The sequence below is a fragment of the Acinetobacter sp. YH12145 genome (assembly GCF_013418335.1).
Taxonomy (GTDB): Bacteria; Pseudomonadota; Gammaproteobacteria; order Pseudomonadales; family Moraxellaceae; genus Acinetobacter; species Acinetobacter amyesii.
Genome location: NZ_VPCE01000006.1, coordinates 242927 through 267311, shown reverse-complemented (window position 1 = coordinate 267311; position 24385 = coordinate 242927). Strand labels below are relative to the sequence as shown.

Below are 24385 nucleotides of genomic sequence, written 5' to 3'. Positions count from 1 at the left end.
GAGATCCATGCACGTGTAGCAGTTCTTAACAGATTTACGGAATTAGGTCGACCACTTACCCAAGTTACGCCTTAAATTTGGCTCAATTAGGGGCGCTTTGCATTTCAAATCTTTGTGCAACAAAGCCTGTTTGAATTAATAATTTTGTAGGCGGAATTTTATTCTGATTTTTTAATTATTTAAACTTTCTTGCAATGGTTTTTGTTGATATTGATTTTTTAATTTTATTTAGTGGGTTTGATTTTAAAAAAAATATGTATTTTATTTTTAATAAATAAATTGAGCTATGATGAATTTTGTTGGTGTTTTTAGATTGTTATTTATAGTGCTCATTAGCTCGCATGTATATGCTGATGACGAAAAAATAGCATATTTATACGAGAAAAATAAACAAGCGCTTTTTTTAGGTGGGTGAAATAGGGGAGTTTTTCCATTTAATAGTACTGATTTTTCTAACATAAAAGATCTAACCTTAAAATATAAGTTGGAAAAAATTCATCGAAATTATGAAGAGCCTACATCGTTTAATTTTCTGATCGAAAATAAGGAAATTACAATGTACGGTGGAGGAGATGAAGTTGTAAGTAAGCTTTGTAATATGGAAAGTTCTAGAGAAATTAAAATTAATTATTATAAAATTGAAGGATCTAAAAGAATATATTACTATATAGATGAAATTTAAATTTTTATTTAGGCTTAGTGAAATTATTTCTTTTAATTATTTATAAAATATATAAATCTAATGGATATAAAATGTCACATTGATAATTATTTAAAATAAACTAATTATGAAATTCATTTTTTATAGGAACTAGTTTTTTTGTAATAATATTTATTTAAAGAGTGTGATTGTATATTAAAAAATAAACCCGCACTAAGCGGGTTTATTTTTATCTCAAAGGAGATTACATGTTAGGGTAATTAGGACCACCGCCACCCTCAGGTGTTACCCAAGTAATGTTTTGAGACGGATCTTTGATGTCACAAGTCTTACAGTGTACACAATTTGCCGCGTTAATTTGGAAACGTTTAGAACCGTCATTCTCTTCCATAATTTCATAAACACCAGCAGGGCAGTAGCGCTGAGCAGGCTCATCCCATTTTGGTAAGTTCACATTTACAGGAATAGAAGCATCTGTCAGTTTTAAATGCGCAGGCTGATTTTCTTCATGTACCGTATTCGATACAAATACAGAAGACAAACGGTCAAACGTTAGTTTACCATCTGGTTTTGGATAATTCGGTTTGAAGTTCGCAGCATCGACAGTTTTTAAAGCGCTGAAGTCAGGCTGTAAGTCATGTAGTGTAAATGGCACTTTAAAGATGTTTTGATCAACAAAGTTGAACGCACCACCCATCCATTGACCAAACTTATGCATAGCAGGGCCGAAGTTACGAGAGTTATATAACTCTTCTTTCAACCAACTGTTGTTGAACTTGTCTGTGTACGCAGTTAACTCTTTAGCGAAGAAGTCTTCACCTTCAGTCACACGTGCAATGGCAAGGTCACCACCTTTTTCCACACCCGCAGCAATCGCTTCAAATACAGCTTCACCGCACAGCATGCCTGATTTCATTGCTGTATGAGAGCCTTTGATTTTTGCAAAGTTTAGGAAACCTGCGTCATCACCAATTAAGCTACCACCTGGGAAAGTGAATTTAGGTAGTGAGTTGAAGCCACCTTTTACAACCGCACGTGCGCCATAAGAAATACGTTTACCACCCTCAAGATATTGCTTGATCAGTGGATGTGTTTTCCAGCGCTGCATTTCCATAAATGGATACATGTGTGGATTGGTATATGATAAGTCAACGATCATGCCCAAAGTCACTTGGTTGTTCTCAGCGTGGTATAACCACCAACCGCCTGAAGAACCTGTTTCACTTAAAGGCCAACCTGCACCGTGCATCACCAAACCTGGCTTGTGTTTTGCAGGATCGATTTCCCAAAGTTCTTTAATACCAATACCGTAATGTTGCGGATCAGCATCTTTATCTAAGTTGAACTGAGCAATCAGACGTTTACCCAAGTGGCCACGACAGCCTTCAGCAAATAATGTGTATTTCGCATGCAGTTCATAGCCAGGGGTAAAGTTGTGCGTTGGTTCGCCATCTTTACCAATGCCCATGTCACCAGTCTGAATACCTTTCACAGTACCATCTTCATGGTAAAGGATTTCAGATGCTGCAAAGCCTGGGAAAATAGACACTTCTAATTCTTCAGCTTTAGCACCCAACCAACGAACAACGTTACCTAACGAAATAACATAGTTGCCATCGTTATGCATGGTTTTAGGCACCATCCAATGCGGTGCTTCTTGTGATTTTTCATCAGACAATAAGAAATAGGTTTTGTCTTCAGTGACAGGCACATTTAAAGGCGCACCTTGTTCTTTCCAGTCTGGGAACAATTCATTCATTGCGCGAGGTTCAAGCACAGCACCGGATAGAATATGCGCACCCACTTCGGAGCCTTTTTCCACGACACAAACGGACAGATCGTTTAGGTTATTTTCAATTGCAAGTTGACGAATTTTAATCGCAGCAGATAGGCCGGCAGGACCTGCACCGACGATAACTACGTCAAACTCCATCGATTCACGTTCGATGTGTTCCATGTAGGACTCCTCATATTTCGGAAGGTGGCATCCATTCAATTCATTTAAATGGTGCTGCCATGAGTGTTCTTAATGCCCAGACACAATTTTTCTATCGTGTCTTTGATATTGTGGGCTAGTATAGTTTTAAACCGAGTTCTAGCCAATTGGCTGAATCATATTATTTTTCCGTCACTAAGGTATTTATTAGGCGGATGAAGCAGCAATTGAACGAAAACCCGACGAAAAAATTCATTAATAGGGATGATAGAAATTTAATGAACATTGCACAATACTTAAAAGATGGACAGTCCGGTCACAAAAGGTCAATCCCTCCATTAGATCAATGGCATCCAAAGCATTGTGGTGCAATGGATTTGAAGGTTTTAGCCAATGGAGAATGGTGGCACGATGGTCAATTGATCAAACGCCAAGCGCTTATTGACTTGTTCTCGACAGTACTATGGAAAGAAGACAGCAAGTTCTATTTAAAGACCCCAGTCGAGCAGATTGAAATACAGGTAGAAGATGAGCCTTTATTTGTTAATCAAGTCGATATGCTTGAGCTAGAAAACAAGAGCTATATCCAGTTTACGACCACAACACAAGACGTGATTGTTGTGGATGATGAACATCCTATTTTTATGCGTGAATATCAAGGTGAATTGCGCCCTTATGTACATGTGCGTTTTGGAATTAATGCACTGATCCAGCGTGCCGCATTCTTTCATTTGGTTGAGATGGGTGAACTGCTTGAAAATGAAAAAGGTGAATCCATTTTAGTGTTACAAAGTGGTGATTTGCGCTTGCAATTAGGCACCTGAGGTTTAAGCTTTCCACCTTGTCATTCTGAACAATATATAAGTGACCCTATGACCGCCATTCACCCCATTTACCCACTGGATGTACCCATGCCGAAAGCTGGCGCAGATGCACCGATCGGTTTATTTGATTCGGGGATTGGTGGCTTATCTGTGGCCTTGGAAATTGCGCGCTATTTGCCGAATGAACGTATTGTGTATTATGCCGATACTGCACATGTACCCTATGGGCCACGTGATGATCAAAATATACGTGAATTGACTGCACATGCCATAGAGTGGTTATACCGCCAAGGCTGTAAAGTTGCTGTCGTGGCATGTAACACGGCATCTGCTTTTAGTTTGGATTATTTGCGTGAACATTATGGGGAGAACTTCCCCATTATTGGTTTAGTTCCTGCGTTAAAGCCTGCCGTTCTGCAAACAAAAAGTAAAACAGTGGCTGTTCTTGCAACACCTGCGACATTTCGTGGAAAGTTGATTAAAGATGTGATGCATCGTTTTGCTGAGCCGGCAGGGGTCAATGTTCTGACTGTTACCAGTTTGGAATTAGTACCCTTTGTAGAAGCAGGTGCGCAGATGAGTGAGGCTTGTCTTAACACATTAACTGATGTTTTACAGCCAGTTGTAAATCAAGGTGCAGATTTTTTAGTGCTTGGATGTACACATTACCCCTTCCTAAAATCGGCAATTCAGTATATTTTTGGTCAGAAGCTGACATTAATTGACTCAGGTTTTGCAGTTGCACGACAAACAGCCCGAATTTTGATTAAAAATGAGTTATTATTTGATCAGAAAAGAGAAAATTGTTTGCGTATAGAGTGCTATGTCAGTGGCAATAATGCGGAAAATTTAAAACCGGTTGTGGCGCGCCTGATTCAAGATGATATTTCTTGGAACATTGCCGACATCGGACTTATAAGTTCAGAAGACTAAATCAGTCATTTTGGACAACGTTAAATGAAAAAATTAGTTTTTTATTGGGGTAGTCATGTCGCATTTTCCAGCTAAGATCAATTCGATGCTGAGTGCGTTATGCAGCGGGAGAGGATCACTAATGCTCGATAAGCGTTATCAAGTATTCATTTCCACATCTGGTAGCGAAATGCAGCCAGAACGGATCATTTTGGCTCAGACGCTTGTAGGAATGGGGTTTTTCTCATGGGGGCTAGAACAACGTACACCATTGAGCACTGCTTTTGCACGTCGTCAAATTGACGATTGTGACTATGTGATGATTTTATTGGGTAGTCAATACGGTGAGCAGTCTGTGTCTGGTGTGGGCTATATGCACCTTGAATACATCTATGCGGTGACCAAGCAAAAACCTGTCATTGTGTTTATGCATGACGATCCAGATTCACGTGATGATGCGTTACATGATGCTAAACCTGAACTTCGTGAAAAATTTAAAGAATTTAGAAAACTATTACAAAATGAAGTTGATCAAGTTTTTACCTATCGTAGTTTGCGTGATTTAGAAATGGCAGTTCGATTGAACATGCCACAAATGCTAGAACGCTATCCTGTTACAGGTTGGGTGCGACCACAGAATACTCAAGCTTTACATGATGAAATTGATCGTTTAAAAGCCCAGTTAGTTCAACTCGAAACAGAGTCTGGAAAACGCGAAGTTGATCCATTCCTATCTTTACCAAAAGTGTCGATGCATGAACTATTTTCATTTGAATACCGCATGCACGCTTATCAAGATGGTAATTTCAAAGAATTAAAAGTACAGAAGAAAATGACGTGGGCGCAGCTCTTGTCGATTTTAGGCGCAACCTTTGTTAATCCAACCCCTGAAGAATTCTTCTCTAAACGAATGAATGAGTTTTTGAATGAAACAGGTTTGGATGATGCACGTATTGAGATGCCACGTGCTCATGCGGTTGCGCGGGCACAAGTGAATATTCGTGCTTTACACAGCATTAAAAGCCAGATGCGGCAGAATGACTGGATTGTGCCCAATGGCCGAGATGATCGTCAGCGGATGTTGTGGCAAGTGACCAGTAAAGGTCAAAAATTACTAGAAAGTAATTTGCTTGATAATGATCGAGTTTTTCAATTTAAATCTGCATATTAATCTATTTTATTAAATGGATTAAAAGCTGCTACATTAGCGTCATTCAAATTGATGGAAAAAGCGTAATGTTGCCTGTCGAGAAAGCTAAAGTCACCATTATTCTGGCGAATCTAGGTACGCCTGATGCGCCAACTGTGCCCGCAGTGCGTCGTTTTCTGCAACAGTTTTTGTCAGATCAGCGGGTGATTGAAATCCCGAAACCGATATGGCAAATCATTCTACGTTTGTTTATTTTGCCATTTCGCCCTAAACGTGTTGCACATGCTTATGACATGGTTTGGGGTAATGATTCGCCCATGCGTGAAATTTTATTTGAGCAAGTCGCCGCAGTAAAACAGCATCTCACAGCAAAATATCCAGAATTTGAACTGAATGTGATTCCGGCCATGACTTATGGTAATCCGGGGATTTCTGCCGCTTTAGCGCAATTGGCTGAGCAGCCTCAAGACCACATTCTATTATTTCCGTTGTTTCCACAGTATTCAGCAACATCTACGGCACCTTTATATGATGCGATTGCTAAATGGATTCCACAGCAGCGTAATTTACCTGGTCTGAGCATTATTCGTGACTACTATCAGCACCCGCTATTTATTCAAGCATTAGCGCAAAGTGTGCGTGATTATCAAGCGGAGCATGGGGTCGCGGATAAGTTACTGATGTCTTTTCATGGCATTCCACAGCCTTATGCCGACAAGGGTGATCCCTATGCTGACCGTTGCCGTGTAACAGGGCACTTGGTCGCAAAAGCGCTCGGTTTAAATGAAGATCAATATGAAATCAGTTTCCAATCGCGCTTTGGTAAGCAAGAATGGGTGAAACCTTATACCGATGCCACTTTGGAAGCGTGGGGCAAACAAGGCGTGAAATCGGTACAGGTTATGAGCCCTGCATTTTCAGCGGATTGTTTGGAAACGCTAGAAGAGTTGGCGCTGCAAAATGCTGAAACTTTCCAAGCTGCAGGCGGTGGTGAATATGGCTATATTCCCGCATTAAACGCGCGGGATGATCATGTCGCATTGCTCAATTTATTACTTCAAGCTAATCTTGATGCCTTAAAGCAAACATTAGCCCATTCATCGCCTTGAGGTTTTCGCCCTATGTTGCAAGTTAAAATCGTTCCCGTCACGGCATTTCAACAAAACTGTTCCATTGTTTGGGACTCTGAGTCGAAAGAAGCGGTCTTGATTGATGCAGGGGGAGAGCCGGAAAAATTAAAAGCTGAAGTTGAAGCGCTCGGTTTAACGGTCAAAGCCTTGTGGTTGACACATGGCCATTTAGACCATGCAGGTGCGGTTGGCGCATTAACCCAAGCATGGAATGTTCCAGTGATTGGCCCGCATAAAGAAGATGCATTTTGGCTCGACATGATTCAAGACGTATCAGCCAAATATGGCTTTCCGATTCCTGAAAATGTCCATGTGACCCAATGGTTAGAAGGCGGCGAAACACTGAAACTGGGTGAAGAAGAGTTTGAAGTACGTTTTGCACCGGGGCATACACCAGGCCACGTTATGTTCTATAACGCTAAATATGGTGTGTTATGGACGGGTGATGTTTTATTTAAAGGTTCTATCGGCCGGACAGATTTTCCACGCGGTAACCATCAACAATTACTCGACTCCATTCAGCGTGAATGTTTTAGCTTGCCGGATGACACCCAGTTTATTTCAGGGCACGGTCCAATGAGTACCATTGGTTATGAAAAACAACATAACCCTTTCGTTGCTGGTAAAGCGGGTTAAGCAACAAGATTGAGAAAGCCAATAAAAAAAAGGAATCCACACGGATTCCTTTTTTATTTACCTAAATAACAGGTTTATGAACTTGAGTCCTTAGAATTGATCTTCTTCACGGCCACCATCAGCCTGAGGTGCATCTTGTGTCGGCAGACGATATTCATCATTGGCCCATGCACCGAGATCAATCAATTTACAACGATCTGAGCAAAACGGGCGATATTCATTATTTTCCCAAGTCGTCAATGCGCCGCAGCGTGGACAATTCATGGTGGTGGGCATGCTTAACTCCAGCAAAAACGGATGATTCAATTAGGCAAATACAGTCGCAGTTGTTAGACTTATGCCGTTCTGTTTAGTTTGATCTGTTTATGCCTATTCGTCAATTTCAAGCGCAGCGTATGCGAGCTCCCCGTGATTTTCAGCCGATTGATTCCACACCGATTTGTGTGGAAATTGGGGCTGGTAAAGGTAAACATGCATTATTATTTTCAGCCAATCACCCTGAATTTCAATTGATTGCTGTTGAGCGGACACGTGAAAAATTTGTGGCAATGCAAAAGCAGCATCAACTTGAAGGGCAAAGCAATTTAACTCCAATTCATGCTGATGCATTACCTTGGGTAGTACATGCCTTACATCCTGCGCAAGTACAGCAATTCTTTATTTTGTATCCAAACCCTGAACCGCATAATCCTGCACAGCGCTGGTTAAATATGCCATTTTTTGAATTTCTATTGTCGCGTTTGCAGCCGGGTGGTCAGATTACCTTGGCGAGTAATATTCCTGAATATATTGAGGAAGCACAGCAGCAGTTAATCGATGTTTGGAAGCTACCTTTTGTCAAAGAACGCATTGCAGAGACTTCAGCACGCACGCATTTTGAAATTAAATATCTAGAACGCGGTGAACTCTGTCAGCAGCTAATCATTACCAAGCCTGTAGATTACACCACACGTTTTGATGATTTTCAGCCGCTACAAGGTAAGCAACCCACCGAAGCATCTGCGGAATAATTGGGCATGACTCAGCGTATTGCAATCATTGGGGCAGGGCCTGCGGGATTGATGGCTGCGGAAGTGCTTAGCCAATTTGACTATGACATTCATGTTTATGAGCAAAAACCATCGGCAGCCCGTAAATTTTTAATGGCGGGCAAGACGGGGCTGAATATTTCGCATGCAGAACCCGTTGAACAATTTGTGCAGCGCTATGATCAAGTGGAATGGCTGAGTCCATGGGTTAAGCAGTGGGATGCAGCATGGATTCAACAATGGATGAAGGGGTTGGGCATTGAAACCTATATTGGTTCATCGGGTCGGGTCTTTCCTATTGAAATGAAAGCTGCGCCTTTACTGCGTTCATGGTTAAAACGTCTTAGTCTAGACGGGGTACAGTTTTATTATCGACATCAAGTTTTGGACTTACAGTCCAATCAGCTGACAATTCAAAACCTTGTTGATGGATCAAATCAAGCGCTTGGCTTTGATGCGATTATTATGGCGTGTGGGGCTGTGTCTTGGTCACGTTTAGGCAGTGATGGCGCATGGCAAAAATGGCTACAGCCTGAGAGCATTGAAGCTTTTCAGGCCAGTAATGCAGGCGTGGAACGCGTTTGGTCGAAGTTCATGCAGCCTGTGTTTGGACAGCCTTTAAAGCGAGTCAATGCATGGGTCGAGCAAGCCGAGCCGACCCAAGGCGATATCATCATTTCACACTATGGACTGGAAAGTGGATTGATCTACAAACAAGGTCGAGCACTGCGTCAACAGGTGAAATCTGCTCAGCCCATGCAGCTGACTTTGGACTTATTGCCAGATCAAAGTGTTGAGCAATTGGCAAAGAAACTACAGCCTTCGAAAAAGCAATCTTTAACCAATGTTTGGCGTAAAGCCGGTTTAGATGTGGCGAAAGCTGCACTGGTCCGTGAACTGGTGGATAAATCTTTGTGGCATGAACCTGCCTTACTTGCTGCGAAAATTAAACACTTAGATATTCAACTTGATGGATTTCGCCCGATAGATGAGGCGATTAGCTGCGCGGGCGGTGTGAAGCGTTCAGTCCTAAATGATGGCTTACAATTGAAGAGCAATCCTGCAGTATTTGTCTGCGGAGAAATGTTGGATTGGGATGCGCCTACAGGAGGCTATTTGCTAACAGCATGCCTTGCAACCGGTCGAGCAGCGGGTGAAGGGGTTCAAAACTATCTGGTTTCTTTGCAGAGCTAAGCGCTTCAAATTGTCACAATCTTGCTGAGGAGTTGTGATATTTTGAGATGAAATTCTTCTAAGAAAGACCACTATGCGCGTACAAGAACAATATACCGGAAGCTGCTTGTGTGGAGCGGTTTGTTATGAGATCAATGGTCCGATTGGTGAGATCGTGCAATGTCATTGTTCTCGGTGCAGAAAAGCCAATGGCACGGCATTTGCGACCAATGCTCCAATAGCCAAAGCAGATTTCAAAATTGTGTCGGGTGAACAGGTATTGAAAAAGTTTAAATCTTCACCAACCACACAGCGTTGTTTTTGTGGGGAATGTGGTTCACCAATTATGAGTATTAAAACCGATACCCCGGATTACTATCGCTTACGTATAGGAACACTGGATACACCCATACAGCAAGTACCAGTCTGCCATATATTTGTCAGCTCGAAAGCAGAATGGGAAAGCATTCATGATGATTTACCGCAATATGCAGAGCATCCTTAATTTTTTTGCGTTGTATTTCTAAATAAAAAAGGGTTCACGTGGAACCCTTTTTGTTTAAGTCATTTTTCGACTTTTAATTTATTGAGCTTGAGCAGGATGTTTAAGCTCGGGATATTGTTCCTGCCAATGACCTAATTGTTCTTGTGCATGAATAAACTGACCGAGACCTTTGACACTATCACTAGGATTTTTTAACTCACCATCGGCTGTTTGATTTTTCTCACGATAAATTTGTGATTGATTGTCCCAGTACTGATACATCAAGCCTTGAATGTAACGGCCTTGCTCAGTTTTCATTTCGAGTTCTTTGAGCATATTCAGTGCTGACTGGATGTTGTCACGCTTACGCTGTGTAGCAAATTCATCAGTGAGTTTGCCTTCCTCACGCAGTTTCATCAGCTCATCTTCCATCTCATCGCTAATTTGACTAAAGCTCTCGTCATATTGCGTCAGTAGCGTTAAGTCGTGTAGATCATCTGGGGTCTTGGCAAAGTTTTTAATAGGATCACTATTTAGCTCTTTCATGATTTGATCGTCGGAACTGATTTCACTATTTTGTTCCACCGTTTTTGATGATTTTTCACATGCAGTGAGTCCTAAGACTGTACCCATGAGGAAGATGACACTGAGTTTTTTTAAAGAGATTGGCAAGAGCATAATCGTGTCCTAATGTGTTTTTCTAAAGATATAGACATGCGTGATATAGGGGAAATCAATGAAATCCTGTGCAGTCTTTTGGGTTGATTCAGCCACGATATTTTCAAATTGTTGTTTCAGTTTTTGTTGTTCATCCGTGCTTAACGCTGCAATAAAACTGGTGGACAATAATCGTTTGGAAACCACGTGTTCCACTGTACCATGATGCAATTGTTGAAAGGTCGTTTCGGCAATTAATTTAAATGTTTGCTGCTGTTCAAACACTTTTTGCCATTGCCCACTATGATAACGTGGTGTGTCACCTTCGAGTTCACTCAAGACATCAGCGAGTTGTTTGACCCAATTGACTTGAATATCACGCTGGTTCCAAATCAAAACAAGATCACCATTGGGAACTAAGATACGACTGATTTCATTGAGGGTTTCGGGGGTGGCAAACCAATGAAATGATTGGGCACAAAATACCGCTGCTACAGAATGATCATGCAGTGGAATCTGATCACTTTGGGCGGCTAAAGTTGCAATATGCGGATGTTTTTTCTGCAATTGTTGCAGCATTTCATGCACAGGTTCGATCGCGGTGATATTTTCACTGAGTGGGCGAATATACTCGAGAAATTTGCCTGTACCTGCGCCTAAGTCCACCAGATGGGATTGAGGGGCTAAAGCTAAATGTTGTTGTAGCCACGCACTGATTTCAATCGGGTAGTCAGGACGGGCTTGTTGATAGAGTTCAGCTGCAGAGCTAAAGCCTTGTTGTGCGGCAGGATGTATTGAATGTGTCATATTCTGCACTTTTTAATCTGTATGGCCTCTATAAAATAGCATATTCGGAACAAGATAAACTTTGAATGCAACAAGGAAGGAAAAGCGTGACGCAACAAGGACTGGAGCAAAGTACAATGGAAAAGCACATCATTTTTGAAGATGATCAAATTCGTGTCATTTTTCAGCCTGGCAGTTCTCGTGAGCTTATTTTCTCCTTCGGTGATTTGATTACCCGCGCCAAGGGCTTGAGCATTAATGCTGAGAAGTCTTTGCAAAAATATGATTTTAATGTGATCGGTGTGATGCCGAAACAAAAATCGTGGTTTCCAGCATCATCAATGCAACCGATGTATCAAGCCATCAAGCCGATCCTCGAGCAATTTGAGCTGCGTATTGCTTATGGTGGTTCCATGGGCGGCTATGCAGCCATTAAGTATGCCAATTTATTTGGATTCCAGCGCGTAGTGAGCATGGTGCCGCAGTACTCCATAGACCCTGAAGACATTGTCGATACACGCTATGGCATGTTCTTTCAACCTAATCTGCATGCCAATATGCGGGTACTTGCTGAAGACGTCTCGACTACACGCGAATATATCGTGGTGTATGATCCTTATTGTCCAGAAGATCGCGCGCACTTTGAAAAACTACAGGCTTTAATTCCGCATGTGCATGTGTTGCATCTGCCGTTTACAGGGCATGATGCCATTGCGGTATTGGCGAGTTCAGAACTGTTAAATGATTTCTTGAGACATCCTTTTGATGCGCCGTATTTTTATCAAAAAATGCGTCGGGTTAAGAAAAACAGTAAATTCTACTATCGAAAAGTCATCGAAAATTTACTGACACGTCATCGAGATGCCTTGGGTGAAATTTTAAAAAGCAATTCGTTTCAGCTTGATCCACAATTTTTTGATGCCAAACAAAAACAAACCTTATTACGGGTATTGTTTAATAACAAACAAGTCAGTGAGCAAGATCTACAAAAGTTAGGAATCACGACCTTTTTACCACAGGAAAATCGTAGCCTGCTACTCGACCAGTTTGAACATGGTTTAGTGTTTAATGTGATTAGCCAAAAAATTGAAAGCTATGCAGCCGGTGTGATTGCGCTGAACCATAAGTTTTTGATTCCTTTGCAGCCGAAGGGCACAGGTCTAGTTTACGTCCAAGTCCAAGATGAGCGTTACATGGTGGTGATGAATGACCGTCAGGTAATGAAATTGGTCTTAGCTCAAGATGAACTGGCGGCAGGTATGCATCCGATTTTAATGCAGAAATATGTGGGCTATTACACACTGAACTATAAAGAACTGCGTTTGAGTAGCGATGAATTTGGTCAAGTCTTCTTTGTGGAAAATGCCGATGCATCTTGCCAGTTTGTGGTGCAACCCGAACAAATTTAAGCTCGACATTGGGTTGAAAATCCAAAGCTTGCTAATTTGTAGGAAGAGATTATGATGAGAGAAAGGCAGTATAAAAAACAATCATACTGCCCAAAACATCATAAGGAATATGAGGGGTATCAGTATGCATTCAACACAGATGCTTGCTGTATTATTCATCTTAGTGCTGACCATGGGTTCAGCCTATGCACAGGGGGTTAGTTCAAGCATACTGATTTTTAGCAGTAGTATGTTGTTACTTACGATACTGACCATTTATGTCATACTCAAAATTCGAAATTCATTGCAACATCATCTCGATAAACCCGCGAAATAGCGGGTTTTTTTATATGCTGTTCGATTGCACTTTGGTGCATCACAGGTTTTAATCATCCACAATCAAATCTTTATAATCGGCCAGAAGGGAAGCAGCCATGAAAGCGGTATTTCTAGATTATCAGTCTCTAGATAAACAGGACTTAGATTTTAGCGGACTAGAAGCACAGTTTGATGACTTGACGCTCTATCCCGCAACAACGGCTGCAGAGGTTGCTCAGCGTATACAAGGGGCTGATGTGATTATCAGCAATAAAGTACACATCAATGCTGAGCACATGCAGCTCAATCCGCAATTAAAACTGATCTTGATTTCTGCTACTGGCACCAATAACGTTGACCTTGTACACGCACAGCAACAAGGCATCGTGGTGTGTAATTGCCAAGCTTATGGCACCGCTGCGGTTGCACAGCATACCTTGATGTTAATGTTGAACTTGGCGACATCATTTCGACAGTATGATCGGGCGGTTCAACAGAGAAATTGGCAAAAAGCGGATCAGTTCTGCTTACTGGATTTTCCAATTATTGAGTTGGCTGGTAAGACTTTGGGGATTGTCGGCTATGGCGAATTGGGGCAAGCCGTGGCCCATTTGGCTAAAGCGTTTGGCATGAAAATTATGATTGGCGCGCTACCGAATCGACCTATGGTGGCTGAGCGAGTGGCCTTTTCTGAGATGCTAGCGCAGGTCGATTTTCTGAGTTTGCATTGCCCTTTAACTGATGAAACTCGTGATTTACTCAATCATGAAAGCTTGGCTCAAATGAAAGCATCGGCCTTTGTGATCAATTGCGCACGAGGTGGTGTTGTCAATGAATCGGCATTAGCCGAGGCATTAAAATCAGGAACGATCGCAGGCGCAGCAACCGATGTCTTGACGGTTGAGCCACCAAAGCAGGGCAATGTGCTGCTTGACCTAAGTATTCCAAATTTAATTATTACTCCACATAGTGCATGGGGCAGCGTCGATGCAAGACAACGTATCGTGCAGCAAATGGTTGAAAATGTAGAGGCCTTTAAAGCGGGGATGGTCATTCGGCAGGTGAATTAAAACGAGTTTAAGGAACCTTATTTTTGAACAAAGCTCTATATAAATAGGGATGTCTATGCAGGTCGATCTTGCCAATAAAAAAAGTTTAAGATTATTTTGCATGCTGATTCTCTTTACCGCATGCATCTCTTGGGCATGGTACAGTTATGTACTAAATATCAGTGAAAATTATTTATTCCAGAACCCCGATTTTGAAGTTCATAAATTTATGCCGACCTTACAAGTTGTGCTGGTTTCGGTATTTTTTATTGCGCATTTCGTCTTGGCGCCTATTATTGTGGGACAGGTCTATTTTTCCGTCTTTGGAGAGGTTGCGCATATTGATAGTTTATCAGTCTGGGTTGACTATCCATTTTGCCTGTTGATGCTTATTCAAATCTGTACTGCATCGTTTGTGCGTAGGCGATATCTCAAGCCTAATGCTTAATGCTTAATGCTTAATGCTTAATGCTTAATGCTTAATGCTTAATGCTTAATGCTTAATTTAATAGTTAAATTTCAGCATTTTTTCAAAAATTTAGCATTGAAATGATTTTTGATCCGCTCAAATTCAAGTTCAGTCTTGATACTGTTTGGCATCATGATTCGTAAATAACTTTTTTCGAGTTTAAAAGGCTCTTTGGTATTGGGTACAGGATTAAAGCCACCATTTGGATAGATCAAATTTGTCTCATAGGCACGTAAAATCTGATCATTGTGAAAATAATAACTTGTTAGGGATTGATTGGATTCTCCAAAAAGATAAAGATTAATTTTGCATTGACCATCAAGTTGATACAGCGTCGCTTCATTGCCTTCAGTCGATTTGTATTCTTCGTCATCTAGCATCTCTAAGGTTTGTAATAATTTACCTTCGGCATCATGGTTATATTGGTATGAATCGTACAATTGGGGAAAAATAGTCTGCAACTGTGGATAACTTTTCAACAATTGTGGAAAACGTTGTAAGCCAATCACTGAGCCAACGCAGAGCAGAATGCCAAGCAAGATACCAAATAAAATTCGCATTTTTTTCTCATTACATCATTGTTTTTATAGGCAGATTGCTAAATACCAAAACGATTGTATTTGGGCTTTAAAAAAGCCCAACCAAAGTTGAGCTTTTAAATGTAGTGTTAAATTATAAATCAGTCACAGGATAGGTTGTAGACGTCGAACTCGAAGGATAGCTACTTTGAGGATATTGATTGTTATTTTGCCCTGCATTGTTGCTCGGAGCCGTATTGATTGTATTGCCTGAAGATGGTTCACTCAACGACTGTTGGCTAATGGGCGCAGATTGGCTAGTTTTACCTGTAATATTTTCACGGGTTTGTTTCAATTTTTCATTGACGTTTTGGGTGGCTTGCTGTGCGCCCTGATCAACCTGTTGTACTGTATTTTGAGTAGCAGTTTTCGTATTGTCCCAAGCTTGGTCAACCGAAGGCTTAATTTTAGAAATCCCGCGTTCAGTCATTTCACCAATATTTTTAGCAGCACCGACCACGCCTTCTTGGGCTTTATAGGCCCACACATGCAATAAATTTGGATTATCGCCATAAGGGCTCACAGGTTTTTTCGCTTGTTGCTCAGTACTTTGCGCTGCTGTGTTTTCTTGTGCCCAAAGCATGGGTGTCGTGAATATTAAGCTTAGGCATAACGTTGCTTTTAATGAAATTTTCACAGCTTCACCTCTGAATTTTATAGATTTTCTATCTGATGAACGGTTTTAACGCATTATAGGAAAAATTGCAGCGAAAAAAACTTGCCGTAGCAAAATCAATACAGCAAATGACAGCTTTGTACACGTTTGTATTTTGCTTAAGGTAAAAAAAGGCCCACTGAAGGGTGAGCCAACTCTCTGGAGGAGAGGGTATGAAAGCCAGTTTATTTATTTGTTAGCGCCTAAGCTGGCTTCATGTGAGCTATGGACTTCAGCTTGTGCGATAGGCGTTTGCAACTGTACATTGCTACTGCCACTCACATTGGCTTCTTGACCTTTTTGGAAATTCGCTTTGGTTTGTTGCCATTTTTCACTGGCAAATTGGCGACCTTCCTGAGCTTTTTCACCTAAATAACTCTTGGTTTGATCAACTTTGTTGTCGACATTGCTTTTACGTTCATCGAGTTTTGCTTTGTCTTTTGCAGCTTTTTCATCGAGCTGTGCTTTACGCTCATCAAGCTTAGCTTTGTTTTGCTCAGCTTTGGCATCGATCTTGGCTTTCGCTGCATCTGACTTTTCATCTTTAGACTGTTTTAGTTCAGCCCATTTATTTTTTGCATCTTGCTTTTTGTCTGTACTAAATTCTTTGGTGTCTTGCCATTTTTCTTGAGTGAATGTTTTGGTCTTATCGACACCTTTTTCAATTTTATCACCTGCTTTATGTGCAGACTGATTAATGTCTTGTTTTAGATTTTGCAGTACAGACGGTTGCTGTGTTTCAACTTTCGCATTGGCTTCTACTGCGGTGTTCGCAAATAGTGGGGTGGTTGCGAATAATGCTGCGGTGATCAGTGTTGTTTTAAATAAAGGTTTCATCTTTGCATTTGTCCTCTTTTATTGAACGCTGCTGTTGCACTCAGCATTTGCGCTTTTGGAGCAGAGGACATCTTAAGAGTAAAAAAAAGCAAAAAGTGGTTTTGTGCGATAAGTCACACAATGCAATAACAGCTCAGATACGCGGAAGTTTGAAGTGTGGAAACTTGGTTAAGTTAATGCATTATTGTAATTTTATGAAAATACAGTGGCTTATATGTGTTTTGCGCGTTGCTGTGGTGTGGTGCCAGTTACGATTTTCATGATTAAAAATTATGGGTTTGAACGAATTATTGTGCAAGATTCAAGGAAAAATGAAACCATACCTCCATTTTGGAGATATGGTTTTTATTATTTATTCACATTGTGTAAGCGCATCTTTTGCAAAATGACCGCGTAATGCAAGGAAGTTTTTCTGTACATCCGCTGCATTTAAATCAAAATTGTGCGCTGAACTTGTACCATCTTTAGCAAAGGTTGCTGTACCACCTGAAATTAGGGTTAAGCCTTTAAATGACCATTGTTCAACCGATTTTGCTTCTTCTAAATTGCCTGTAAATTCAATCACGCATTTATCTACAAATTTAGTCAGTTTTGCTTTGTTATCTGTGGTATCTGGGTAGACATCAATGTTTTGAACTTCTTGTAATACACCTGTTTCAAGTTGTGGAATCGTTGGTGCAGATGTACATGCAGAAAGTGTTAGACCCGCAAGACCAGTCAAAAGGAATGCTTTCAATTTCATAAGTTTCATTCTTGTTGAGTGTTGTTGGATTGAGTATAGGGAATTGGTGAATTATTGGCTATAGATTTAAGTCTTAAGCCTAAATTCAACTTCATTCACTTAATATTTAACGTTTATAGGCTGCACTTCCTGGACCAACGGCATTGATGCTGACTTGGCGTGATGGATGGGTGCTTTTTTGATAATACACTTTCGAATTTGGTCCATAAATATTGATTTTATTGACTGATTCTACATAGACCGTTGTATTTGGACCTGCAACAGTAATCATCGGGCAACTGCCTTTTAGAGTAATACGGCTATCTGGAGCAGGAATATTCACTGAGCGTCCTGCGCAATCATAACTTGCAACGGTATCGGGTGAAGAAATGCTGATTTGGGAATGAGTCATTTCCGTTCCAGCATTTGCAGAAGAAAAAGATAGAATCAATAGTCCAAAGCTAAGTAATTTTTTATTCATCATCGGTATTTCATTTTATTCAGGTTGAGTTATTTTTAGCATGCCGAGATTTATTTGCTCAAGTTTTATTCATCTTTATTTAAAACGAGATATTGTGTGCAACAGCAGATCTTTTTCACATTGATGTATTAAGAAGTGATTTCGCTTGGTGATTTAACTAATATTTCAAACGGTCTCATTGAGTATCAGCACGTTATCCTAAATATACAATGAAGCCTTAGCTGGTTTATTTAGCGATTAAAGTTTTGGCAAAAAGAACAACAGCATCAGTCCCCCCAATACTCCACCGATAATGAGCCAGTCTTTCTTACGCATATCAGCAACACGAATTATTGAAAAATACAGACTGCTAAAAAATAGAAAAACAAAGACAAATAGCACAAGGGGGTTATTGAATATAAATTTAGTACTGCCAAATAAAACGAAAATGGTTGTGCTCGACAACCAATACACCAAACTTAAAACAAATTTTGAAAGCGTTAAGTAACGCACAGTGCGGTCTAATCTGGGCAAAGTCACCGCAACGATGATGATTCCAATAAATCCACCCAAAACAGAAATAATCAAAAAGAATAAAGCCCCCATATCTGGCTTGTTTTGAATATATGGATAAACCTTCCAAAGGTAAAAGCTGCATGCCATCAGGACTGCATGTAAGATAAAAAGATAGAGATCTGGGCGGTAAGGATGATTGACTGTAATACTTTTCATATATTGTTCTTATCAAAAAATCCCGCTATTTCTAACAGGATTCTACCTAGATTTCAAATGGCATAAAAAAACCCGCTCTAAAGCGGGTTTTTAATGAATACTTAAACTTAGTGCTGTAACACTGAAATATCAGCCACTTTCGTGAACAAGTCACGAAGCTGTGCAAGCATACGTAAACGGTTTGCTTTCAGGTCAGCATCATCGGCCATTACCATTACACCGTCAAAGAATGCATCGACTGGCGCACGAAGTGCAGCAAGCGCAGAAAGGGCAGCAGTGTAGTCCTTCGCAGCAAATAACGGCTCAACCACAGGTGTGATTTTCGCAAGTTCAGCGAACAATGCTTTTTCAGCATCTTCAACCAAGTTGGCTTCAACAACGCTTCCTTCAGGTGCAGCTTCTTTTGCAAGAATGTTTGCGACACGTTTGTTTGCAGCAGCAAGTGCAGCAGCTTCAGGTAAGTCACGGAAATGATTTACCGCATTTACACGTTTATCAAAATCAAGTGGCGATTTTGGAGAAAGTGCTTGAACCGCTTGAATCACATCTACAGCCACGCCTTGGTCTTCGTATTTCGCACGGTAACGACCTTCAAGGAATGCAACAGCATCTGCTAAAGTCTTATCGTGATCTTTCAATACATCGCCATAGGCAGCAAGTGCAAGTTTGATTAGATCTTCAATCGAAACGTCTAAATCATTTTCAGTCACAAGACGCAAAATACCAATCGCAGAACGACGTAGTGCAAACGGGTCTTTAGAACCTGTCGGTGCCTGACCAATACCAAAAATACCTGTCAATGTATCTAGACGGTCAGCAAGCGCAAGCGTTGTACCGGTCTTAGTTTTTGGTAAAACGTCACCTGCAAATTTAGGTAAGTATTGTTCACCTAAAGATTCAGCAACTTCATCATTTTCGCCTTCAATACGTGCGTAGTAAGTACCCGCAATACCTTGAAGCTCTGGGAATTCACCCACCAACTCAGAGGTTAAGTCGCATTTTGCAAGGAGCGCAGCTTTTTCAGCATCTGCAGGGTTCGCACCTGTGATAGCCGACAAAGCCACAGCCAATTTAGCAATACGTTCAGACTTGTTCCAAAGGGTGCCAAGTTCTGCTTGGAACACCATGTTTGCAAGTTTCTCTTTACGAGCTGCAAGCGGTTGCTTTTGGTCTTGTAAGAAGAAGAATTCAGCATCTGACAAACGTGGACGAACGACTTTTTCGTTACCTTCAATAATTTGAGTCGGATCTTTCGACTCAATATTTGACACAGTAATGAAGTACGGTTGAAGTTTATTGTCGCTATTCACTAAACAGAAGTACTTTTGGTTGTCCTGCATCGTCGTGATGAGTGCTTCTTGAGGAACAGCAAGGAAGCGTTCTTCAAAGCTTGCACGAAGCGCAACTGGCCATTCAACCAATGCTGTTACTTCGTCACGTAAGTCCGCAGGGACAATCGCAATGGCATTCACTTCATCCGCCAAAGCTTTCACTTGTTGGTCGATGATCGCTTGGCGCTCTTCAAAGTTTGCAATCACTTTTGCAGTACGAAGGGCATCAAGATAAGCATCGGCATTTGTAAGTGTAATTGCTTCAGGAGCATGGAAACGGTGACCATAAGTCACGTTACCTGCTTGGTGATCCTGAATGGTTGCTTCAATTACATCACTGTCTTTCAACAACACAACCCATTTTACAGGACGTACAAACTCAGTACGGCTTGCCGCAGAACGCATGCGTTTTGCAATTGGTAGGTTATCTAAAGCAGCTTGTAAAATTTGAGGAAGTAAAACATCAAGGCTTTGACCTTTTACATCTTTTAAGTAGCACACTTTTTCAACTTTACCTGCTTGGAAAGTTGAAACTTGATCAACCGTAATGCCTTGACCGCGCATAAAGCCTTCTAAAGCTTTAGTCGGTTTGCCTTCGGCATCAAACGCTGCTTGTTTAGCAGGGCCATCAAAACGTTTTTGTGTGTCTGCTTGTGCACCGTCTACATTGACAATTTTCAATGCAAGGCGACGTGGTGCTGCATAAGCTTCAATCGCATCAAATGCAAGACCTGCGTCTTTTAAACCTTTTACCGTTTCTGCATGAAGTGCATCACGTAATTTTTTTAAGCTTTTTGGTGGAAGTTCTTCGCAGCCTAATTCGAACAATACGGTATGTTTAGACATTATTTGCTCTCCTTAGATTCTACTTTTGCTTCAGCTTCAACTTGTGCTTTTAACTGAGCTAATACTTCGTCACGTAAAGCAGGTTCTGCCATCGGGAAGCCAAGCTTCGCACGCGCAGCGACATAACTTTGGGCAATCGCACGAGCCAATGTACGTACACGTAAAATGTAACGTTGACGTTCAGTTACTGAAATTGCGCCACGTGCATCAAGCAAGTTAAAGCTATGAGATGCTTTAATCACTTGTTCGTATGCAGGAAGTGGAAGTTCCGCTTCCATCAAGCGAGTTGCTTCAGCTTCATAGAAGTCAAATAGCTCAAACATTTTTTCAACGTTGGCATATTCAAAGTTATAGGTTGATTGTTCAACTTCGTTTTGGTGGAACACGTCGCCATAAGTCACTGTACCAAACTGACCTTTAGTCCAAACCAAGTCGTAAACTGAGTCTACACCTTGGAGGTACATCGCTAGACGTTCTAGACCGTAAGTGATTTCGCCAGTTACAGGGTAGCATTCAACACCACCGACTTGTTGGAAGTAAGTGAACTGAGTCACTTCCATACCGTTTAACCAAACTTCCCAACCTAAGCCCCATGCGCCAAGTGTTGGAGATTCCCAGTTGTCTTCCACGAAACGAATGTCGTGAACAAGGGTATCAATACCAATGGCTTTTAATGAATCTAAGTACAACTGTTGGATGTTGTCTGGGTTTGGCTTCAACACGACTTGGAACTGGTAGTAGTGTTGTAGGCGGTTTGGGTTCTCACCATAACGGCCATCTTTAGGACGACGAGAAGGCTGAACATAAGCCGCGTTCCAAGTTTCAGGGCCTAAAGCACGTAGGAAAGTTGCAGTGTGGAAAGTACCTGCACCCATTTCCATATCGTAAGGTTGTAACACTACACAACCTTGTTCAGCCCAGTAGTTTTGTAAGGCAAGAATTAAGCCTTGGAAGGTATCAATATGCGATATGGCGCGACTCATGGTCATCCACTTAAAATTAGATAAAAATTGTGCTCAATTATAAGGATTTTGGGGGTGTGTGGCAAAGGGTTAATCATTCTTGAATCAAGCTTTGATGTTTTAATGATGCGCAGAATTTTATATTTTCCTATTGTACAGAATAAAAACGAAGTTACTTGTGGCATAAAGTGGATGAATAAATTGAATGATGAGCGATAACAATGTTTAAGAAGTCTTTTATTGTGATAAGTATGGTGCTATCTGCCTGTAGTACGACGCCTGTAGCTTTGTATTCAGATTCATCACTTCACGCTTCAAAAATTGCGACTATTACAAATTCTTGCAACGCGGAATGTAAGAATTTGATTAAACAGCAGTTAGTGGTCAGCTCAAAGTATCAAATGAGCGAAGGTCTTTTGCTTGAGGTCAATGGTCAGCAGGGGACGCGAAAAGTCACAAGAGGAATGGCTTTTGACTCACCTATTCACGGACGGTTTACCACCGCTGTAGAACAGGGCAAAACTGAGCTCGTCATTGATCATAATTCACAGCTAGTTATCGCTCGTCCAGCTCGATTCACTGTTGATTTATTGGGTGGGCATAATTATGTGATTGGACGTATTCGAGTTGAACGAATCCCTTCGGCTTATTATGAATGGTTTCCTATTGTGTATGATGAAACAGCTCAGAAAATTATTTATGGCAGTGAAGATTTAATTGATCAAGATGAATAAGCTGACCGCCTAAATGTTCCTTTGTTTTAGTGAGTACAGATGTGAGCGCTGATAGATTTTTTATTTTAATTATCAGTAACATATAATGAGAATTTTAGGCTCATTTCTTGGGATAAAACTACGCAAGTAAGCGGCGTATACATCATTCAAAAGAATCAAAAGTAAAATTTATAAGATAAAGATGTAAGTTGAATACATCTTATTGCTTGCATGGCTTTATAATTGCCACATCTCGCAAAACAACAAACAAGGTATCTCGTGTTTCACGCAAAATCAGCTTGGCTCAATACGCTTAAACCCAACTTTAAAGTTCTGCCTTTAAAAGACCGCATCCTGTGTGGGGTAGGTGCTTTGCTGGGCCTGAGTATTTCTTCACTGATCAGTTGGCTGGCGCTAGATGACTTAAATGCGTGGTATATCGCCCCGATGGGCGCATCGTCCGTACTGCTCTTTGCTGTACCTGCCAGCCCATTGGCACAGCCGTGGAATATGGTAGTCGGTAATAGTCTTGCGGCCTTGATTGGCGTGACGTGTGCGATGTTTATTCCTAATTTAACCGAAGCATTTAGTATCGCGGTTGCATTAGCGATTATCTTAATGATGACCACAGACTCATTGCATCCACCAAGTGGAGCCGTGGCGATTACAGCGGTATTGGGCGGAGAGGCAGTCCATGATTTAGGCTATGCCTTTCTTTTTTATCCAGTCCTTTTAAATTCGGTCCTCTTGATGGTGGTTGCTATCATTTATAACCGATTACTAGGCAAGCAGTATCCACAAAAAGCACAAGTCAATACTCGGACGACAGATCCAACACCGACACAAAAAGTGTCGATTCAGCCAGCGGATATTCAGCAAGTCTTAGAACAGCAAAGTCAGTTGCTTGATATTAGTGAATATGACTTACAAAAAATTATTTTAGAAGCACAGCAATTAGCCAGTCGTCGTGGCCTAAGCCAGTTTCATTGTCGTGACATCATGAGTCAGCAAGTGATTACCCTGCGTGCAGAAGATGATATTCAGTCAGCATTGGAAAAGTTTAAACAAGTCAATTTGATGAGTTTGCCTGTGGTGAGTGATTTGGATCGCTTGGTGGGAAATTTGGCTTTATATGATGTAGTGGAATGGTTTAAACGTGCCGCAGACCCCAAAGCCAGTTGGGAAAATCACGTTTATCAAATTATGAATCCCAAAGTGGTGACCGTGCAGCCGGATCAACCCATTCAAGATTTAGTGCCGTATTTTGTGGAAAGATCTTTTAATTATATTCCAGTCGTTGAGCAAAAACGGTTGGTGGGAATGATTAGCCGTGCCGATATGATTGCCGCCTTATATCAACAGCTAAATCAGCAAACAAAATCTTAAGCCTTAAACTTTAATTTAAATTCATCAGACTTAAATATGGCTTTGCCAATATATAGGCAAAAAAAAGCTACGGAATCTTGGGGGAGAAACCGTAGCGACCAAACTGGGTCAAAGGATTTTAACGTCTGTCATCATTCACAGTACGAATAGGGTCTGAATAGCCATTGGTACGGAAAAAGTTATCTTGTGCTTTAGGCATGACTAACCATAAAACCAAGTACACCAAAATACCGGGAAAGGCTGCGCTTAAGCATGATACAAAGATAAAAATAATACGCAGTAAATTTGCGTTCCAACCAAAACGTTCAGCAATACCCCCCATCACACCAGCAATCATGTTAGAGCGGTTTGAGCGATATAAACCAACATTGGCCATTCAGGTCTCCTTCAAAAAAGAATAAATTTGAATATTTCCAAATTCATATTATAGAAATGGTGACAAGCTTTGCGATTTAAAGGGTGCAGAAAAAAAATTAAGTAAAGTTATGTAATTTGAAGAATTGGTTTGATTAGTTTGCCTTTAAAATAGCTTGAGTATTAATTAAATATCAACGATAACAATG

Annotated in this window: 27 protein-coding genes; 14 read left to right on the top strand and 13 right to left on the bottom strand. The window is 41.0% G+C overall.

Annotated elements, in window-relative coordinates:
* Positions 1-905: 905 nt before the first annotated feature.
* Entirely contained in the window at positions 906-2618 is a 1713-nt protein-coding gene (locus FTU80_RS08675) for an electron transfer flavoprotein-ubiquinone oxidoreductase (protein ID WP_180084749.1), read from the bottom strand.
* Between the two features lie 194 nt (positions 2619-2812).
* On the opposite strand from FTU80_RS08675, the gene FTU80_RS08670 reads away from it, so the two are divergent.
* The 5 genes from FTU80_RS08670 to FTU80_RS08650 all read left to right on the top strand — a co-directional run bounded on the left by FTU80_RS08670 (position 2813) and on the right by FTU80_RS08650 (position 7249).
* Complete coding sequence (locus tag FTU80_RS08670; protein WP_180084748.1) at positions 2813-3421, top strand: DUF1285 domain-containing protein; 609 nt, start codon at positions 2813-2815, stop codon at positions 3419-3421.
* Positions 3422-3469: 48 nt separating this feature from the next.
* A complete protein-coding gene (gene murI, locus FTU80_RS08665) occupies positions 3470-4354 on the top strand; it encodes a glutamate racemase (RefSeq protein ID WP_180084747.1) in 885 nt (294 codons plus the stop codon).
* A gap of 121 nt (positions 4355-4475) precedes the next feature.
* Complete coding sequence (locus FTU80_RS08660; RefSeq protein ID WP_067764038.1) at positions 4476-5504, top strand: DUF4062 domain-containing protein; 1029 nt, start codon at positions 4476-4478, stop codon at positions 5502-5504.
* A gap of 65 nt (positions 5505-5569) precedes the next feature.
* On the top strand, positions 5570-6592 hold the full coding sequence (gene hemH, locus FTU80_RS08655) for a ferrochelatase (RefSeq protein ID WP_180084746.1): 1023 nt from the start codon (positions 5570-5572) through the stop codon (positions 6590-6592).
* Positions 6593-6604: 12 nt separating this feature from the next.
* On the top strand, positions 6605-7249 hold the full coding sequence (locus FTU80_RS08650) for an MBL fold metallo-hydrolase (protein WP_180078086.1): 645 nt from the start codon (positions 6605-6607) through the stop codon (positions 7247-7249).
* A gap of 90 nt (positions 7250-7339) precedes the next feature.
* Here the strand turns inward: FTU80_RS08650 and FTU80_RS08645 are convergent, their stop codons facing one another.
* The gene (locus FTU80_RS08645) at positions 7340-7525 is read right to left on the bottom strand and encodes a DNA gyrase inhibitor YacG (protein WP_078189771.1); all 186 of its coding nucleotides are present in this window, start codon (positions 7523-7525) and stop codon (positions 7340-7342) included.
* An 83-nt stretch (positions 7526-7608) separates the two neighbouring features.
* Here FTU80_RS08645 and FTU80_RS08640 point away from each other — a divergent pair, with 83 nt between their 5' ends.
* The 3 genes from FTU80_RS08640 (at position 7609) to FTU80_RS08630 (ending at position 9955) form a co-directional block, all read left to right on the top strand.
* Positions 7609-8259, top strand: coding sequence for an SAM-dependent methyltransferase (locus FTU80_RS08640; RefSeq protein ID WP_180026647.1), 651 nt, complete (start codon positions 7609-7611; stop codon positions 8257-8259).
* Positions 8260-8265: 6 nt separating this feature from the next.
* Entirely contained in the window at positions 8266-9471 is a 1206-nt protein-coding gene (locus FTU80_RS08635) for a TIGR03862 family flavoprotein (protein ID WP_180084745.1), read from the top strand.
* Between the two features lie 73 nt (positions 9472-9544).
* A complete protein-coding gene (locus FTU80_RS08630) occupies positions 9545-9955 on the top strand; it encodes a GFA family protein (protein ID WP_180084744.1) in 411 nt (136 codons plus the stop codon).
* A 78-nt stretch (positions 9956-10033) separates the two neighbouring features.
* Here the strand turns inward: FTU80_RS08630 and FTU80_RS08625 are convergent, their stop codons facing one another.
* Both FTU80_RS08625 and FTU80_RS08620 read right to left on the bottom strand, forming a co-directional pair.
* Positions 10034-10612, bottom strand: coding sequence for a hypothetical protein (locus FTU80_RS08625; protein ID WP_180084743.1), 579 nt, complete (start codon positions 10610-10612; stop codon positions 10034-10036).
* 9 nt (positions 10613-10621) lie between these two features.
* Entirely contained in the window at positions 10622-11398 is a 777-nt protein-coding gene (locus FTU80_RS08620; protein WP_180084742.1) for a class I SAM-dependent methyltransferase, read from the bottom strand.
* Between the two features lie 116 nt (positions 11399-11514).
* Here FTU80_RS08620 and FTU80_RS08615 point away from each other — a divergent pair, with 116 nt between their 5' ends.
* The 4 genes from FTU80_RS08615 to FTU80_RS08600 all read left to right on the top strand — a co-directional run bounded on the left by FTU80_RS08615 (position 11515) and on the right by FTU80_RS08600 (position 14580).
* Entirely contained in the window at positions 11515-12786 is a 1272-nt protein-coding gene (locus tag FTU80_RS08615) for an alpha/beta fold hydrolase (RefSeq protein WP_180084760.1), read from the top strand.
* 124 nt (positions 12787-12910) lie between these two features.
* Positions 12911-13102: a hypothetical protein gene (locus FTU80_RS08610; protein WP_078189765.1), complete on the top strand. Its 192-nt coding sequence runs from the start codon at positions 12911-12913 to the stop codon at positions 13100-13102.
* Between the two features lie 97 nt (positions 13103-13199).
* On the top strand, positions 13200-14153 hold the full coding sequence (locus FTU80_RS08605) for a 2-hydroxyacid dehydrogenase (protein WP_180084741.1): 954 nt from the start codon (positions 13200-13202) through the stop codon (positions 14151-14153).
* A 100-nt stretch (positions 14154-14253) separates the two neighbouring features.
* Positions 14254-14580 (top strand): hypothetical protein, encoded by a 327-nt coding sequence (locus tag FTU80_RS08600; protein ID WP_180084740.1) that lies wholly within the window; start codon positions 14254-14256, stop codon positions 14578-14580.
* Between the two features lie 71 nt (positions 14581-14651).
* Here the strand turns inward: FTU80_RS08600 and FTU80_RS08595 are convergent, their stop codons facing one another.
* The 8 genes from FTU80_RS08595 to glyQ form a co-directional block, all read right to left on the bottom strand.
* Positions 14652-15161 carry a hypothetical protein gene (locus FTU80_RS08595; protein WP_078189762.1) on the bottom strand — a complete coding sequence of 170 codons (510 nt, stop codon included), beginning with the start codon at positions 15159-15161 and terminating at the stop codon, positions 14652-14654.
* Between the two features lie 112 nt (positions 15162-15273).
* Positions 15274-15762 carry a hypothetical protein gene (locus FTU80_RS08590; RefSeq protein ID WP_180084759.1) on the bottom strand — a complete coding sequence of 163 codons (489 nt, stop codon included), beginning with the start codon at positions 15760-15762 and terminating at the stop codon, positions 15274-15276.
* A gap of 261 nt (positions 15763-16023) precedes the next feature.
* Positions 16024-16671: a hypothetical protein gene (locus FTU80_RS08585; protein WP_180084739.1), complete on the bottom strand. Its 648-nt coding sequence runs from the start codon at positions 16669-16671 to the stop codon at positions 16024-16026.
* A gap of 352 nt (positions 16672-17023) precedes the next feature.
* The gene (locus tag FTU80_RS08580; protein ID WP_078189759.1) at positions 17024-17413 is read right to left on the bottom strand and encodes a hypothetical protein; all 390 of its coding nucleotides are present in this window, start codon (positions 17411-17413) and stop codon (positions 17024-17026) included.
* 106 nt (positions 17414-17519) lie between these two features.
* Positions 17520-17804 carry a DUF3060 domain-containing protein gene (locus FTU80_RS08575; protein ID WP_180084738.1) on the bottom strand — a complete coding sequence of 95 codons (285 nt, stop codon included), beginning with the start codon at positions 17802-17804 and terminating at the stop codon, positions 17520-17522.
* A gap of 306 nt (positions 17805-18110) precedes the next feature.
* Positions 18111-18584, bottom strand: coding sequence for a hypothetical protein (locus FTU80_RS08570; RefSeq protein ID WP_180084737.1), 474 nt, complete (start codon positions 18582-18584; stop codon positions 18111-18113).
* A 107-nt stretch (positions 18585-18691) separates the two neighbouring features.
* Entirely contained in the window at positions 18692-20761 is a 2070-nt protein-coding gene (gene glyS, locus FTU80_RS08565; RefSeq protein ID WP_180084736.1) for a glycine--tRNA ligase subunit beta, read from the bottom strand.
* Positions 20761-21744, bottom strand: a complete 984-nt coding sequence (gene glyQ, locus FTU80_RS08560; protein ID WP_078192785.1) for a glycine--tRNA ligase subunit alpha — start codon at positions 21742-21744, stop codon at positions 20761-20763. The genes glyS and glyQ overlap by 1 nt, the downstream gene beginning before the upstream one ends.
* Positions 21745-21944: 200 nt before the next feature.
* Between glyQ and FTU80_RS08555 the strand changes: the two genes are divergently transcribed.
* Positions 21945-22457, top strand: coding sequence for a hypothetical protein (locus FTU80_RS08555; protein ID WP_078192784.1), 513 nt, complete (start codon positions 21945-21947; stop codon positions 22455-22457).
* 258 nt (positions 22458-22715) lie between these two features.
* Positions 22716-23822 (top strand): HPP family protein, encoded by a 1107-nt coding sequence (locus FTU80_RS08550; protein WP_180034978.1) that lies wholly within the window; start codon positions 22716-22718, stop codon positions 23820-23822.
* A 118-nt stretch (positions 23823-23940) separates the two neighbouring features.
* Here the strand turns inward: FTU80_RS08550 and FTU80_RS08545 are convergent, their stop codons facing one another.
* A complete protein-coding gene (locus tag FTU80_RS08545) occupies positions 23941-24198 on the bottom strand; it encodes a PspC domain-containing protein (protein WP_078189754.1) in 258 nt (85 codons plus the stop codon).
* Positions 24199-24385: the final 187 nt, after the last annotated feature.

Excerpts from the sequence above, each read along its gene's own strand:
- FTU80_RS08570 (WP_180084737.1), bottom strand. The coding sequence starts at position 18,584 with ATGAAAAGTATTACAGTCAATCATCCTTACCGCCCAGATCTCTATCTT.
- FTU80_RS08625 (WP_180084743.1), bottom strand. The coding sequence starts at position 10,612 with ATGCTCTTGCCAATCTCTTTAAAAAAACTCAGTGTCATCTTCCTCATG.
- glyQ (WP_078192785.1), bottom strand. The coding sequence starts at position 21,744 with ATGAGTCGCGCCATATCGCATATTGATACCTTCCAAGGCTTAATTCTT.
- FTU80_RS08585 (WP_180084739.1), bottom strand. The coding sequence starts at position 16,671 with ATGAAACCTTTATTTAAAACAACACTGATCACCGCAGCATTATTCGCA.
- FTU80_RS08545 (WP_078189754.1), bottom strand. The coding sequence starts at position 24,198 with ATGGCCAATGTTGGTTTATATCGCTCAAACCGCTCTAACATGATTGCT.
- FTU80_RS08670 (WP_180084748.1), top strand. The coding sequence starts at position 2,813 with ATGAAGCAGCAATTGAACGAAAACCCGACGAAAAAATTCATTAATAGG.
- FTU80_RS08615 (WP_180084760.1), top strand. The coding sequence starts at position 11,515 with ATGGAAAAGCACATCATTTTTGAAGATGATCAAATTCGTGTCATTTTT.
- FTU80_RS08620 (WP_180084742.1), bottom strand. The coding sequence starts at position 11,398 with ATGACACATTCAATACATCCTGCCGCACAACAAGGCTTTAGCTCTGCA.
- FTU80_RS08630 (WP_180084744.1), top strand. The coding sequence starts at position 9,545 with ATGCGCGTACAAGAACAATATACCGGAAGCTGCTTGTGTGGAGCGGTT.
- hemH (WP_180084746.1), top strand. The coding sequence starts at position 5,570 with ATGTTGCCTGTCGAGAAAGCTAAAGTCACCATTATTCTGGCGAATCTA.
- murI (WP_180084747.1), top strand. The coding sequence starts at position 3,470 with ATGACCGCCATTCACCCCATTTACCCACTGGATGTACCCATGCCGAAA.
- FTU80_RS08575 (WP_180084738.1), bottom strand. The coding sequence starts at position 17,804 with ATGACTCATTCCCAAATCAGCATTTCTTCACCCGATACCGTTGCAAGT.
- FTU80_RS08645 (WP_078189771.1), bottom strand. The coding sequence starts at position 7,525 with ATGCCCACCACCATGAATTGTCCACGCTGCGGCGCATTGACGACTTGG.
- FTU80_RS08590 (WP_180084759.1), bottom strand. The coding sequence starts at position 15,762 with ATGCTTTGGGCACAAGAAAACACAGCAGCGCAAAGTACTGAGCAACAA.
- FTU80_RS08635 (WP_180084745.1), top strand. The coding sequence starts at position 8,266 with ATGACTCAGCGTATTGCAATCATTGGGGCAGGGCCTGCGGGATTGATG.
- FTU80_RS08595 (WP_078189762.1), bottom strand. The coding sequence starts at position 15,161 with ATGCGAATTTTATTTGGTATCTTGCTTGGCATTCTGCTCTGCGTTGGC.
- FTU80_RS08605 (WP_180084741.1), top strand. The coding sequence starts at position 13,200 with ATGAAAGCGGTATTTCTAGATTATCAGTCTCTAGATAAACAGGACTTA.
- FTU80_RS08580 (WP_078189759.1), bottom strand. The coding sequence starts at position 17,413 with ATGAAATTGAAAGCATTCCTTTTGACTGGTCTTGCGGGTCTAACACTT.
- glyS (WP_180084736.1), bottom strand. The coding sequence starts at position 20,761 with ATGTCTAAACATACCGTATTGTTCGAATTAGGCTGCGAAGAACTTCCA.
- FTU80_RS08650 (WP_180078086.1), top strand. The coding sequence starts at position 6,605 with ATGTTGCAAGTTAAAATCGTTCCCGTCACGGCATTTCAACAAAACTGT.
- FTU80_RS08610 (WP_078189765.1), top strand. The coding sequence starts at position 12,911 with ATGCATTCAACACAGATGCTTGCTGTATTATTCATCTTAGTGCTGACC.
- FTU80_RS08660 (WP_067764038.1), top strand. The coding sequence starts at position 4,476 with ATGCTCGATAAGCGTTATCAAGTATTCATTTCCACATCTGGTAGCGAA.
- FTU80_RS08600 (WP_180084740.1), top strand. The coding sequence starts at position 14,254 with ATGCTGATTCTCTTTACCGCATGCATCTCTTGGGCATGGTACAGTTAT.
- FTU80_RS08555 (WP_078192784.1), top strand. The coding sequence starts at position 21,945 with ATGTTTAAGAAGTCTTTTATTGTGATAAGTATGGTGCTATCTGCCTGT.
- FTU80_RS08675 (WP_180084749.1), bottom strand. The coding sequence starts at position 2,618 with ATGGAACACATCGAACGTGAATCGATGGAGTTTGACGTAGTTATCGTC.